This window comes from Cytobacillus sp. QJM3NY_8 (genome assembly GCF_056173585.1).
In genome coordinates this window covers 4181363-4194788 of the sequence record NZ_CM149681.1, presented here as the reverse complement: position 1 = coordinate 4194788, position 13426 = coordinate 4181363, and the positions used below count along the sequence as shown (strand labels likewise).

At 42.7% G+C, this 13426-nt stretch carries 15 protein-coding genes and 1 other annotated feature; of the genes, 13 read left to right on the top strand and 2 right to left on the bottom strand.

The window, feature by feature from the left end; translation table 11 throughout:
* From minD to pheA, 11 genes are all read left to right on the top strand, one after another.
* Positions 1-804, top strand: a complete 804-nt coding sequence (gene minD / locus AC0VZ9_RS21615) for a septum site-determining protein MinD (RefSeq protein WP_019380305.1) — start codon at positions 1-3, stop codon at positions 802-804.
* A gap of 137 nt (positions 805-941) precedes the next feature.
* Positions 942-1718 (top strand): M23 family metallopeptidase, encoded by a 777-nt coding sequence (locus tag AC0VZ9_RS21610; RefSeq protein WP_009333122.1) that lies wholly within the window; start codon positions 942-944, stop codon positions 1716-1718.
* A complete protein-coding gene (locus AC0VZ9_RS21605; protein ID WP_009333121.1) occupies positions 1711-2577 on the top strand; it encodes a M50 family metallopeptidase in 867 nt (288 codons plus the stop codon). The genes AC0VZ9_RS21610 and AC0VZ9_RS21605 overlap by 8 nt, the downstream gene beginning before the upstream one ends.
* A 60-nt stretch (positions 2578-2637) precedes the next feature.
* Positions 2638-4086 (top strand): Rne/Rng family ribonuclease, encoded by a 1449-nt coding sequence (locus AC0VZ9_RS21600; RefSeq protein WP_019380306.1) that lies wholly within the window; start codon positions 2638-2640, stop codon positions 4084-4086.
* 198 nt (positions 4087-4284) lie between these two features.
* Positions 4285-4363 (top strand) — a sequence feature (ribosomal protein L21 leader region).
* Between the two features lie 13 nt (positions 4364-4376).
* Positions 4377-4685: a 50S ribosomal protein L21 gene (gene rplU / locus AC0VZ9_RS21595; RefSeq protein ID WP_009333117.1), complete on the top strand. Its 309-nt coding sequence runs from the start codon at positions 4377-4379 to the stop codon at positions 4683-4685.
* Positions 4686-4698: 13 nt separating this feature from the next.
* The gene (locus AC0VZ9_RS21590; RefSeq protein WP_475396718.1) at positions 4699-5037 is read left to right on the top strand and encodes a ribosomal-processing cysteine protease Prp; all 339 of its coding nucleotides are present in this window, start codon (positions 4699-4701) and stop codon (positions 5035-5037) included.
* On the top strand, positions 5038-5331 hold the full coding sequence (rpmA, locus tag AC0VZ9_RS21585; RefSeq protein ID WP_009333115.1) for a 50S ribosomal protein L27: 294 nt from the start codon (positions 5038-5040) through the stop codon (positions 5329-5331).
* Between the two features lie 238 nt (positions 5332-5569).
* The gene (locus AC0VZ9_RS21580; RefSeq protein ID WP_009333114.1) at positions 5570-6121 is read left to right on the top strand and encodes a sporulation initiation phosphotransferase B; all 552 of its coding nucleotides are present in this window, start codon (positions 5570-5572) and stop codon (positions 6119-6121) included.
* Positions 6122-6262: 141 nt separating this feature from the next.
* Positions 6263-7555, top strand: coding sequence for a GTPase ObgE (obgE, locus tag AC0VZ9_RS21575; protein WP_475396717.1), 1293 nt, complete (start codon positions 6263-6265; stop codon positions 7553-7555).
* A gap of 25 nt (positions 7556-7580) precedes the next feature.
* On the top strand, positions 7581-8036 hold the full coding sequence (locus AC0VZ9_RS21570; RefSeq protein ID WP_009333112.1) for an ACT domain-containing protein: 456 nt from the start codon (positions 7581-7583) through the stop codon (positions 8034-8036).
* 131 nt (positions 8037-8167) lie between these two features.
* Positions 8168-9046, top strand: coding sequence for a prephenate dehydratase (pheA, locus tag AC0VZ9_RS21565; protein WP_071156202.1), 879 nt, complete (start codon positions 8168-8170; stop codon positions 9044-9046).
* Positions 9047-9113: 67 nt separating this feature from the next.
* On the opposite strand, the gene AC0VZ9_RS21560 is transcribed toward pheA, so the two are convergent.
* Together AC0VZ9_RS21560 and AC0VZ9_RS21555 are read right to left on the bottom strand one after the other, a co-directional pair.
* Positions 9114-9656 (bottom strand): transcription repressor NadR, encoded by a 543-nt coding sequence (locus tag AC0VZ9_RS21560; RefSeq protein WP_009333110.1) that lies wholly within the window; start codon positions 9654-9656, stop codon positions 9114-9116.
* A 65-nt stretch (positions 9657-9721) separates the two neighbouring features.
* Positions 9722-10864: an IscS subfamily cysteine desulfurase gene (locus AC0VZ9_RS21555; RefSeq protein WP_475396716.1), complete on the bottom strand. Its 1143-nt coding sequence runs from the start codon at positions 10862-10864 to the stop codon at positions 9722-9724.
* A 141-nt stretch (positions 10865-11005) separates the two neighbouring features.
* On the opposite strand from AC0VZ9_RS21555, the gene nadB reads away from it, so the two are divergent.
* Both nadB and nadC read left to right on the top strand, forming a co-directional pair.
* Entirely contained in the window at positions 11006-12589 is a 1584-nt protein-coding gene (gene nadB, locus AC0VZ9_RS21550) for an L-aspartate oxidase (RefSeq protein ID WP_475396715.1), read from the top strand.
* Positions 12558-13394: a carboxylating nicotinate-nucleotide diphosphorylase gene (gene nadC / locus AC0VZ9_RS21545; RefSeq protein WP_217025910.1), complete on the top strand. Its 837-nt coding sequence runs from the start codon at positions 12558-12560 to the stop codon at positions 13392-13394. The genes nadB and nadC overlap by 32 nt, the downstream gene beginning before the upstream one ends.
* Positions 13395-13426: the final 32 nt, after the last annotated feature.

Here is a 13426-nt window from a genome sequence, read left to right as displayed (position 1 = left end):
ATGGGAGAAGCGATTGTCATTACGTCCGGAAAAGGCGGAGTCGGAAAAACGACTACTTCCGCAAATGTAGGTACTGCTCTTGCCCTTCAGGGGAAAAGAGTGTGCCTGGTGGATACAGACATTGGCCTTCGAAATCTTGATGTGGTGATGGGATTGGAAAACCGCATTATTTATGATCTGGTCGATGTAGTCGAAGGCCGGTGCAAAATACATCAGGCTGTGGTTAAAGACAAACGGTTTGATGATTTGCTGTATTTGCTTCCTGCTGCTCAAACAAGTGATAAGACGGCTGTTACTCCAGAGCAGATGAAAAAGCTGGTCGATGAATTAAAGCAGGATTATGACTATATTGTCATAGACTGCCCTGCTGGAATTGAGCAGGGGTACAAAAATGCTGTTGCCGGTGCTGATAAAGCAATTGTTGTTACCACTCCGGAAGTTTCAGCCGTACGTGATGCTGACCGGATTATCGGCTTGCTTGAAAAAGAGGAAAATGTAGAGGCTCCAAAACTGATAATAAATAGAATTAGAAGCCATATGATGAAAAATGGCGACATGCTCGATGTAGATGAAATTACCGCACATTTGTCGATTGATTTAATTGGAATTGTGGCAGATGATGATGAAGTAATCAAGGCATCCAATCATGGTGAGCCTATTGCATTAAACCCTAACAGTAAGGCTTCTGTTGCTTACCGTAATATCGCCCGCCGCATACTTGGTGAAGCTGTTCCGCTTCAGCCTCTTGAAGAAGAGAATAAAGGTGTATTCTCAAAACTAAAAAAGTTTTTTGGTGTTAAATAATTATAATTTATCGAACAAAAGCCGGGGAGACTTCTCCGGTTTATTTTTTTATCTCAGACACCCACTTCAAGTCATACTCTATTTGGACAACTCATAAACTTGTACAAATAGAGCTATATAGAAATGGTGGGGATATTATGAATTCAAGAGCGGATGAAATACGCAAGAGAATTGAGCGGAGAAAAAAAGAGAAAGAAAGATTCTCAAATAAGAAAGATTCAACAGTTCTTTGGACAGAAGATGAAGAGCGGTATGGGTTTAGTAAGCTGCCTTCATACGAGAGCAAACTCGATGAGGGGAACCACCCTTTATTTCGAAAGGAACTATTTCTATTCAAGCTGCTAGCTTCTGCCTGTATTTTTTTATTCGCTGCTATTCTTTTTAAAAACCAGGCTGCGACATTTGATCCTGCTAGAGATTTTGTAAAGGCAGCCATGGAGAAGGATTTTCAATTCGCCGCAGTTTCCGGCTGGTATGAAGAACAATTCGGAAAACCACTGGCACTGCTGCCATTTTCAGATGGCAAAAAAGATGAGAAGAACGTTGAAGAAAACAGTGAGTATGCATTGCCTGCTTCTGCAAAAATCCTGGAAGACTTTAATGATAATGGACAGAGAATAACAATCGAAACAGGTAAAGAAGCATCCATCGAAGCAATGAGTGAAGGGCTTGTGCGGTTTGCTGGAAAGAAAGATGGTTTCGGAAATACGGTTATTATTCAGCATGGTGATAAAAGTGAGTCCTGGTATGGCAATTTGGCTGAAATTAATGTGAATTTATATCAATATGTTGAAAAAGGAACCGGTATTGGCACTGCAGGTGACACCGGTGATGGAGAAAAAGGGTCTTTCTATTTCGCGATTAAAAAAGATGATGATTTTATAGATCCGATCCAGGTGATCCCATTTGAATAAAATAACAGGATTAATTAAATATATTCATATACATCCTTTGTTATGGGCCATTATCGGACTATCTGTCGCAACTGCTCATTTTATGGAATTATGCATGCTGCTCCTGATTATCTTCGTTCATGAAATGGGCCATGCAGCTGCAGCATCCCTTTATTCCTGGAGAATAAAAAAGATCGCCCTTTTGCCATTTGGCGGTGTAGCGGAAATGGATGAACACGGAAACCGGCCGCTGAAAGAGGAAATCGTAGTCATTATAGCAGGGCCGCTTCAGCATATTTGGATGATGGGGGCGGCGCTGTTATTTTATGAGCTCTCTTTTGTATCTGCTGATATTTTTCACCTGTTTATTCAGTTCAATTTAATGATCCTGATTTTTAATCTGCTACCTGTATGGCCATTAGATGGAGGAAAGCTTGTTTTTTTATGGCTTTCTCTTAATAAGGCATTTCCGGAAGCGCACAGAAAAACACTTTTCATTTCGGCTGCGGGTCTATTCAGTTTCATAATATTAACTTTGCTGACCTCTCCTGTAAACCTGAATATATGGGTAGTCCTCGCTTTTTTGGTGTTTTCGCTATATCATGAATGGAAGCAGAGCCGATTCATATTTATCCGTTTTCTCCTCGAAAGATACTATGGGAAGCACAGCGACTTCCGGACATTAAAACCTATCGTTGTAAGAGAGGAAGAATTGGTTATTGACGTTCTGGAAAGATTTCAGCGAGGATGCAAACACCCAATCATAGTTGAAAAGGACGGGAAAGAGAAGGGTGCTTTAGATGAAAATGAATTGCTGCATGCGTGCTTTGCAGAAAAAGTGCTGACTGCTAAAATTGGAGATTTGCTTTATGTTTACTGAAGAGCGAGTTTTTATTGAAATGAATAAATAATGGTTTAAAGTGAGGAAATAGTTTTGGACATGTTAGTTGTAAATTATGCATCAAGAGAGCGCCGGTTTGCACATTTAAAAGATAAGAGGGTCGAGAAGCTATTTATCGATCAGCCGAAGCAGCGTTCATCAGTAGGGGATATTTACTTGGGCACCGTTGCAAAAGTAATGCCTGGATTGAATGCAGCTTTTGTAGAGATTGGGGAAGATCAAAGCGGATTTATACACCGGGACAAACTGGCAGCCTATGTTTGTTCTGCCGAAGAATCTCAAGTAAAGGAAAAACGGAGCATCTCTTCTTTTGTCCATCAGGGAGAAAGAATACTTGTTCAAGTTGAAAAGGACGCTGCCGGAACTAAAGGACCGAGATTGTCAGGGGTGCTTGAGTTTTCAGGAGATTCGCTGATATATATGCCAAATGGCCGTTATGTTGCTGTATCCAAGAAAATTGAGGATAGTGAAGCAAGAGAAAACTGGCGCCAATTTGGCTATCGTGCTAAGAAAGAGAATGAAGGGCTGATTTTCAGAACATCCTGTGATAACAAGAAAGAAATTGAACTCATAGATGAACTTGAAAGGCTAAGACTGGAGTACAGGGACCTTTTAAGGGCAGCAGAAGGAAAGAAAAAACCGGGAAAAGTTTACGAAGCGGATTCTTTTATTGAGAAAATTAAAGAAGAAGCAAAGAAACTGGCCGATGGAGAAATCGCAGTGGACGACTTAACACTGAAGAGTGTGCTCCAGAAACACACCTGCCTGCCAATTCGGCTGCATTCTGGCAAGGAAAATATCTTCTCCGCTTTTAATGTTGAATCTGAAATTGATAAAGCGCTGAAACGGATTGTATGGCTTGAAACTGGCGCATATCTTATTTTTGATGAAACCGAAGCTTTAACAGTCATCGATGTAAATACCGGAAAGTTCGCCGGTAAGCAGGACCGCAGGGAAACTGTGTTAAAAACGAACCAGCAGGCGGCCGAAGAAGCTGCAAGACAGATCCGGCTCCGCGATATAGGCGGCATGATCCTAATCGATTTTATCGACATGAAAGAAGCATCTGACCGCAACCATATCCTCTCCACCATGGAAAATGCGCTGAAAAAGGATGAAAGACGCACTAAACTTGTTGGATTCACCCCGCTTGGAATCCTCCAGATGACCCGAAAAAAAACGAAACCGGCCATTTCAGAATCACTTACCGAAAGGTGTCAAGTATGTGAAGGCACCGGAAGAGTGCTGAGTGCTGAAACCATTGCCTTCAGGCTGGAAAGAGAACTGTGGGAACATCGAGGCAATGACCATGAAGCTGTCTTAATCGAAACCACCCCAGACACAGCAGCGGTATTCTCAGGGGAAAATGATGCCCATAAAAAGAGAATCGAAGACAGCATTGGACTAAAAATCATGTTTTCCTATAAGGAAAAGTGCAAGCCATTTTATGAAATCAGAAAGTTTGGCAGTGCCAATGAGCTAGGTTAGTTCAAAGCAGGCGGATTTAACCACCCCGCCTGCTTTTTTAGTGCAGTATTTCCCACTTCCCTAATAACCCCATTAGCATTATAATTGTATAGGCACGCAAAAAAGTCACTTTTAGGTGCAAACAAAGAGAATCATATAATTCTTATTGACATGATTAATCATTATATGATAGGATTTTTATGTTATGTTTGTAGCGCACCCGTGCTACAACCGCACAGAACAGGTACATAAGCCCGCTTTCGTGTCGGCGCCTGGGATGGCGAGTCTTAGTCTAAGAGGAGGTGCAGTTCATGTACGCGATTATCGAAACTGGCGGTAAGCAATTACGTGTAGAAGAAGGTCAAGCTATCTACATCGAAAAGCTTAGCGCTGAAGCAGGCGAAACAGTTACATTTGAAAAGGTTCTTTTCGTTGGCGGAGACAGCGTAAAAGTAGGAAGCCCTGTAGTTGAAGGTGCTACTGTTACAGCTAAAGTTGAAAAACAAGGCCGTCAAAAGAAAATCACTGTATTCAAGTACAAAGCAAAGAAAAACTATCGTAAGAAGCAAGGTCATCGTCAGCCTTACACTAAAGTTGTGATTGAAAAAATCAACGCTTAATCAGGCGATTCAGATGATTGAAGTAACGATTATTCGTAAAGATTCCGGAAATATTCATTCGTTTGAAATAAGCGGTCATGCATTCTTCGCAAACAGAGGCAAGGATATCGTCTGTGCAGGCGTATCTGCCGTTTCCATCGGTGCCATTAATGCTGTCCATGCCCTAACCGGCGTGACACCAGAAATCAGCAATGGAGATGGCTTTCTCCGCTGTGTTCTTCCTGATCTTCAGGATGACATGAATGAGAAAGTGCAGCTTCTTCTTGAAGGCATGGTTGTTTCATTGCAGACGATTGAAGAAGACTACGGAACGTATATAAAGATTACCTTCAAAAAGCAGGAGGTGGAATAAATGCTATTAAAATTAGATCTTCAGTTGTTCGCTTCTAAAAAGGGAGTAGGTTCTACAAAGAACGGCCGTGACTCAATCTCTAAGCGTCTTGGCGCTAAGCGTGCGGACGGACAATTCGTAACTGGCGGCTCAATCCTGTACCGTCAGCGCGGTACTAAGATCTACCCAGGTGTAAACGTGGGTAAAGGCGGCGATGACACACTATTCGCGAAAGTTGACGGTGTTGTTAAGTTCGAACGTCTTGGACGTGACCGCAAGCAAGTGAGCGTATATCCTGCAGCTCAAGAGGCGTAAGCCTTTTCGAGAAAACCCTAGCCCACAAGGTTAGGGTTTTCTTTTTTTGGCAAAAAAATCCGCCAGTGCACTTCACATTTTATCTGATGAATTTATAGCTCCAGAAGACAGCAGCTCTTCTTCGCATAAGCAATATTTTCTTATTTAACATAAATTTGCTTACTGTACTTATGTTTTTTGATATACTTACAGCAAGCACAGTCTTCTGTCAGCCTAATAACCATACAGGAGTGCATATATGGAAAAAGACTGGAATATGATTGAAGTGCTGCGTCATGCCCGGCATGACTGGCTGAATAAAATACAATTAATTAAAGGCAACCTTTCCCTTAACAAGGTAGACAGAGCTAAGGAAATCATAGATGAAATCGTGGTGGAAGCACAGCAGGAAGCAAGACTTTCGAACTTAAACCTTCCTGAGTTTGCTTCGCTTTTATTGACTTATAATTGGGAAAACCACTACTTTCAGCTTGAATATGAGGTGCTTGATGATACCATTTCCGGCCGATTGGATGACATTATCCTTTCTGAGTGGACAGGCTCTTTTTTTGCCATTTTGGACTCATCAGTAAAGCCTTACCATGATAATCATTTATCTGTATCCATCAGGCATGAAAAAGAAGGGGCTCGTTTCTTTTTTGATTTTAGCGGAATACTAACAGATATCGATAAATTGGATCAGTTCTTCAAAAAGAAGAACGATGACATAACGGCTGCTGTTCAGGTATTAGCTGAAGAGGAGCTTGCACTGGAGTTATTTGTGCCATTCATTGCGAATGGCAGAGAGTGATTTCCGCCGCAAAAAGCAATACTAAGTGTGAAACTCTGCAGGCTGGAGCATTTCTTAAGTGTAAGAGTGGATCCAGTCAGTGCCTGTAATTTGGCTGAATGCCAGACAATTGGGACATACTGCAGACGGGAGGAATAATATATGTTTGTCGATCAAGTCAAAGTTTATGTTAAAGGCGGAGACGGGGGCAACGGAATGGTTGCTTTCCGCCGTGAAAAATATGTGCCGAACGGAGGCCCAGCCGGCGGAGATGGCGGTAAGGGTGCCAATGTTGTTTTTGAAGTGAATGAGGGATTACGCACGTTAATGGATTTCCGTTATCAGCGCCATTTTAAAGCTCCCCGCGGTGAGCATGGCATGTCTAAAAATCAGCATGGAAGAAATGCAAAAGACATGATTGTTAAAGTCCCGCCGGGAACAGTCGTAACTGATGCCGAGTCAGGGGAAGTAATCGCAGATTTGACTGAGCACGGGCAAAAAGCTGTCATAGCCCGCGGGGGCCGCGGAGGCAGAGGGAATACCCGTTTTGCCACACCGGCTAATCCTGCTCCAGAATTGTCCGAACATGGCGAACCGGGCCAGGAAAGAGATGTTGTGCTGGAGCTCAAGCTTTTAGCTGATGTTGGTTTAGTCGGTTTTCCGAGCGTCGGAAAATCCACGCTGCTATCGGTTGTATCATCGGCAAGGCCGAAGATTGCGGAATACCACTTTACGACGATTGTTCCCAATCTGGGAATGGTTGAGACTGAAGACGGCCGCAGCTTTGTCATGGCAGACTTGCCTGGATTAATTGAAGGCGCCCATTCGGGAATAGGCCTTGGTCATCAATTTTTACGGCATATTGAGAGAACCAGAGTTATTGTCCATGTTATCGATATGGCTGCTGTTGAGGGCAGGGATCCATTTGAAGACTATCTAACCATCAATAAAGAATTAAAAGAGTATAACCTTCGTCTCACTGAAAGGCCTCAAGTCATTGTGGCTAATAAAATGGACATGCCTGATGCAGAGGAAAATCTTAAGAAATTCAAAGAACAGCTTGAAGAAGAGTATCCGATTTTTCCGATCTCCGCTTTAACAAGACAAGGGTTAAGGGATTTATTATTTGCCGTTGCGGATAAGCTTGAAGAAACGCCTGAATTCCCGCTGTCACATGAAGAAGAAGAAGACACAGGTGTGCACCGCGTTCTTTATAAGCATGAAGCTGACCAGACGGAGTTTGTCATTACGAGAGACCCTGCAGGAGTGTTCGTCGTATCTGGCGATGCTATTGAGAAGCTCTTTAAGATGACTGATTTCTCAAGAGATGAATCTGTCCGCAGGTTTGCAAGACAGCTGCGCGGAATGGGTGTGGATGATGCTCTTCGTGAAAAAGGAGCAAAAGACGGTGATACAGTTAAGCTGCTTGATTATGAATTCGAGTTTATTGACTAACCTTCACGATTGACGGGGTGGAGAAATGAGAAAAGATAGATTCGATAAGAAATTTTATTTGGTTCGCGAAGATGTTTTGCCTGAAGCAATGAAGAAAACTTTGGATGCGAAGGAAATGATCGAAAGGGGAAAAGCCGAATCGGTTTGGGATGCTGTCCAAAAAGTTGATTTGAGCAGAAGTGCTTTTTATAAATATAGAGACACTGTGTTTCCTTTCCATACTGTTGTCAAAGAACGGCTGATCACTTTATTCTTTCATTTGGAAGACAGATCGGGGACTTTATCACATTTATTGGGCGTTGTGGCTTCTTCGGGGTGCAATGTCCTAACCATACACCAGACCATTCCGCTCCAGGGAAGGGCAAATGTCACGCTTTCCCTGAATGTAACTGAAATGGGCATCGAGATTGAGGAGCTCTTGGGTAGGCTTCGAAAATTGGAGTTTGTAGAAAAAGTAGAGGTGCTGGGGACGGGTGCGTAAGAAAATGCGCTCTGTACCCTGCCCTTTTTTAGTTTTTTATTTTGCAAATTACATACATATGTTAAAGTAGTAAAGTAAAAAGAAAATTTTCAGTGATTTATGATAAGTCTGACGAAAAGGAGGTAATTACCGTGAAGATAGGATTTTTGGGCCCAAAAGCCACCTTTACAGATATTGCTGCAAGGAGTTTATTTCCGAATGAGACAGCCGTTGCCTACCCAACGATACCTGCCTGTTTTGATGCATTAAATGAGAATGAAATAGAACTGGCGGTAGTTCCTCTTGAAAACGCATTGGAAGGCTCAGTGAATATTACATTGGATTATTTAATCCATGAAGTGGATTTTCCAATTATCGGCGAACTGACAGCCCCGATTCGCCAGCATTTTATGGTCCATCCTGATCATGTGAACGAATGGGATAAAACTGATGCAGTCTATAGCCATTCCCATGCTATTGCACAATGCCATAAATTTCTGCATAAAGAGCTGAAAGGCATCCCTTGCGAAAGCACTACTTCAACTGCAGCAGCAGCTCAATATGTAAAAGAAAATCCAGATTTGCGGGCCGGCGCCATCGCTAATGAATTAGCGGCAGAAGTATATGGACTGGCGATCGTTAAAGAGGATATCCATGATTTTGATTTTAACCATACAAAGTTCATAGTATTATCCAGTAAAGAACTGTCAATCAATGAAGACCGCAAAGAGTTTGCCGGGCACAAGACGACTGTTATGGTGACGCTGCCGGCTGATAGGTCAGGGGCACTTCATCAAGTGCTTTCGGCATTTGCCTGGAGGAAGCTCAATTTGACTAAGATTGAATCAAGGCCGATGAAAACAGGATTGGGAAATTATTTCTTTATCATTGACGTGGATATGAAGCAGGACGATGTCCTTATCCCCGGAGCAGTTGCCGAATTGGAGGCACTGGGCTGCAGCGTTAAGATTTTGGGTAGCTATCCATATTTTCAGCTTCGCAATAAAAATACAAAAGTTCTTCAGGATTAAAGCTAAAGAAAAGGATCCGGTATACATATCCGGATCCTTTCTTATTTAAAAATAATAAGGATTAACGCTATTCCTGGTCAATAAGAAATCCTGCTTCCTTTAATAATTTCTCAGCTTCATCGAGTTTCCGTTCTGAGGCTGCAGAAAGAGTATGAAGATGAATGCCATCTGTCAGTTCTGATAAGAAGGAAGCTTTTGTGGCTTTAATTTTATCCATGAATTGCTTGACTTCCTGACGGGTTGAAACCATAACCGAGGCAGTTAAGTCACCATAAACAGGATGTTCAATCCTTACATCTTTTACTGTAACCCCATGATCGACAAGCAGATTCAATTCTTCTTCAGTCCTCGCGGGGTCATGATGGCAGGCAATGACCCGCTCAGCTGAAGATGCAGGAGAAGCCTGATGAAGATACATATAACCTTGGCTCGTAGCAATGATTGGCTCTTTTCTTGCCTTTAGAAGGGTGATATCCCCAACAATTACCTGTCTGCTTACATTTGTTTTTGCTGCAAGGTCGCCTCCTGTAATGGGCTGTCCGCTTTCTTTAAGAAGCTGAAGCAGAAAGGTCCTTCGCTCCTCTCCGAGCACCTTTTTTTGTTCCTTCATTTTTCCTCACCCTTATAATCCGATAATGTCTCATTCTAACATAAGAACCGGCAGAATATAAAAGATTAGAGCGGTCCGAGTTCCCGGGCCATTTCTGCCAGCTTTTCCCCCAGTGACTTTGCCTCCTCAACAGCAGTATTCCACCCGAAAGAAATCCGGAAAAATTCCTTTCCTTTTTTTTCTGTAACCCCTAGGGCCTTCATCGTTTTAGAAACAGTTTTCATGCCTGTGCTGCATGCGCTTCCTGTAGATATGGCATATCCATGTCTGTTGCATTCAAGCATGATATATTGCCCTTCGACCCCTTTTAACCGAAGTCCCAATGTAGAAGGAAGCTGGTAAGAGCCTGCAAAATCGTATAACACAAATTTCTCCTGTGAAGACTCAAGCTCCTTCAGCAGTGCTTCACGCAGTGTTTGGAAATGGCTGTTATGTCTGTTTAAATTTACATAAGCTTTCTGTGCAGCTACTGTCATTCCGGCAATTCCCGGAAGGTTCACAGTGCCTGGCCTGAAACCTTTTTCATGTGATACGCCTGGTAAGAAGGAGCTCCACCGCCTGCCAGGTTTGAGGTAAACCCCACCCACCCCTTTTGGCCCGTAAAATTTATGGGCAGAAAAGGACAGGCTATCAACAAAGCTGGCGACTTCTTGTAAATCTGATTTTCCAAAAGTATGGACACAATCACTATGCAGCAATATCTTCCTTTGCCTGCAAAGCTGGCTGATCTCAGGGACAGGCTGCAATGTGCCAATTTCAGGATTGCCATGCTGTATGGTAATTAAGACGGTATCATCCCTGATGGCCGAACTTAATTTTTTTAGGTCAATACGGCCATCCGCCCCAAAAGGGATTTCTGTAATTTCATAGCCATTATCAAGGCTTAATTTCTCTAGGACACTATGAATAGAGGAATGTTCAGCCATTCCCGCTATAATATGTTTTCCTGATTTTTCAGAGGCAGACAGCAAGGCTAATATAGCGAGTAAATTGCTTTCTGTACCTCCACTGGTAAAGTAGATTCCTTCACTCTCAACTCCCAAAAGGATGGCTAATTCTCTCCGGCAGTTTTCAAGAAGCCCTTCTGCTGCGCTCCCGGTATCATGAAGGCTGAGGGAGTTGCCAAAGTATTCAGTTGAGGCTTTAATATAGGCATCTGCCGCTTCCGGATCAAGCGGACAAGATGCTGCATAATCGAAATATTTCATGTTCTCACCTGCTCTCTCTCTTTAAATAAAGCCTTCGAAAAGCAAGAAGTTCCTCTTAAACTATGAAAACCTCTTGTCATAATTCTAAATCTGTGTAAATATAGGTGTCAAGACACCTGTAAAAACAGGAGGTATAAAATAATGAATGCCGACGTTTTGATTATTGGAAGCGGGGTAGCCGCTTTGCAGTTGGCAAAGAAGCTGCGACAGGACTTAAATGTGATTATTCTCACAAAGTCAACTATAAAAAATGGAAACTCATATATGGCGCAGGGCGGCATTGCGGCTGCCCTGGGAGTAAATGATCACCCATCCAAGCACTACATGGATACACTCGAAGCAGGAAGGTTTCATAATGATTCTGATGCAGTGCTGTCCCTGACCAGTGAGGCACCCTCCCTGATAAAAGAGCTTAATCAAGAGGGATGCCTGTTTGATATGGATTCTGAAGGAGCATTTGCGTTAGGCATGGAAGGGGCTCATTCAGAAAGCAGAATTGTTCATGGAGGCGGGGACAGCACTGGAAAAACAGTCATTGATTTTATGCTGTCAAATAAAAATCAAAACGTTCGAATCATGGAAAATGTTCTTGTGTTTCAATTGCTGATAAATGAAACGGAAGGCAGTTGTATAGGGGTAAAAGGAAAAGATTCAAATGGTGTAATTCATCGATTCATTTCATCTCATGTTGTGCTTGCAACAGGGGGCTGCGGCCAGCTATATGAATATACATCCAATGCCGATTCCGTAACCGGAGATGGTATTGCCTTAGCGTACAGAGCAGGTGCGGAGATAGCGGATATGGAGTTCATCCAATTTCATCCCACACTTCTATATAAAGACGGTAAAGCATTAGGGCTAATCTCGGAAGCTGTCAGGGGAGAGGGCGGCAGGCTCGTTACAGAAGACGGAAGACCAGTAATGACAGGACTTCATCCACTGGGAGATTTAGCGCCAAGACATGTTGTGTCACAAGCAATTTTTCATTCTTTAGAGGAAGGGAAATCCGTGTTTCTGGATATCTCCTCAATTGAAAACTTTAAATCCAGGTTTCCGACAATAACAAAAATCTGTGAACAAAACGGAGTAGATTTAAGAATTGGGAAAATTCCAGTTTCACCCGGAAGCCACTTTTTAATGGGAGGAATTAAAACAGATTTATTGGGCCGCACCAGCATTCCTGGCCTGTATGCGATTGGTGAAGTTGCATGCACAGGCGTACATGGCGCTAACCGGCTTGCAAGTAACTCCCTTCTGGAAGGTTTATATTTAGGCAAAAGGCTTGCGGAGTGGATTAATGAACAGCCGTCAAGTGATCCTGCTAAAGGACTGACATTTCCCGAGACAGCATTCAGATGTCAAATCAAAGAAAGTTTACCTTCAATTGAAGAAATTAAATTGAGAATGATGAAGAATGCAGGGATTATCAAAACAAAAGAAGGGCTTTTAGATCAGCTTGCCTGGCTTAAAGGCTGCAAAATTGAAGAATGGATTAAAGCAGAACTTGATGATCTTTCAATAGAGGAAGCAACACGGGCTTTCATGCTTATCGCAGCTTATCTGATAACAGACGCTGCAGTAAGGAGGACAGAGAGCCGGGGAGGCCATTTCCGGCAGGATTATCCCTTCGAAAGTCATGAATGGCTTGGAAAAAGAATCATTCAATCCCGAAAATCTGAAAAGGGTGGTAAATATGAACAAATTAAAGCTGCGATTGCAACTTGAACAGTTTTTTCTCGAGGATATCGGTGACCGCGACCTGACAAGCGGACTTATTTTTGGAGAAGATCAGACTGGAATGGTCGTTTTCCTTGCAAAGGACAATGGCATTTTTTGCGGAGAAGAAATAATCAGGTCAGGATATAAGATGCTAAATCCAGCCGCTGAAGTCAATATAAAAGTAAAGGATGGAGAATGGATTGAGAAAGGTCAAGTCCTTGCTGAAGCTGCAGGGCCTGTATCCGATTTATTAAAAGGAGAAAGAGTGGTCTTAAATCTGCTCCAAAGAATGAGCGGAATTGCAACAAAAACAAGTGAGGCTGTCCGGGTATTAAATAGTTCACATACGAAAATCTGCGATACAAGAAAAACTACACCTGGCCTTAGAATGCTTGAAAAATATGCAGTCAGATGCGGAGGGGGATTTAACCATCGATATGGCCTCTATGATGCAGTCATGATTAAAGACAACCATATTTCTTTTGCAGGATCAATTTCGAAAGCTGTGGAAGAAGTACGGTCAAAAGTTGGGCATATGGTAAAAGTTGAAGTCGAAACGGAAACAAAAGAACAGGTTCTTGAAGCAGTTGAGTCAGGGGCAGATGTTATCATGTTTGACAACAGGAGCCCTGAAGAGATTAAAGAGTGGATCAGCAGCGTGCCGAAGGGGATCCTGACAGAAGCATCCGGCGGAATCACGTTGGATAACCTGTCAGCTTACAGCGATACAGGGGTTGATTTTATTTCATTGGGTTTTCTTACTCATTCCGTGAAATCGCTTGATATAAGTGTGAAGGTTACTGTGGAATAAAAGCGGAAGCGCCTTGCCCACAAAGGTACGCA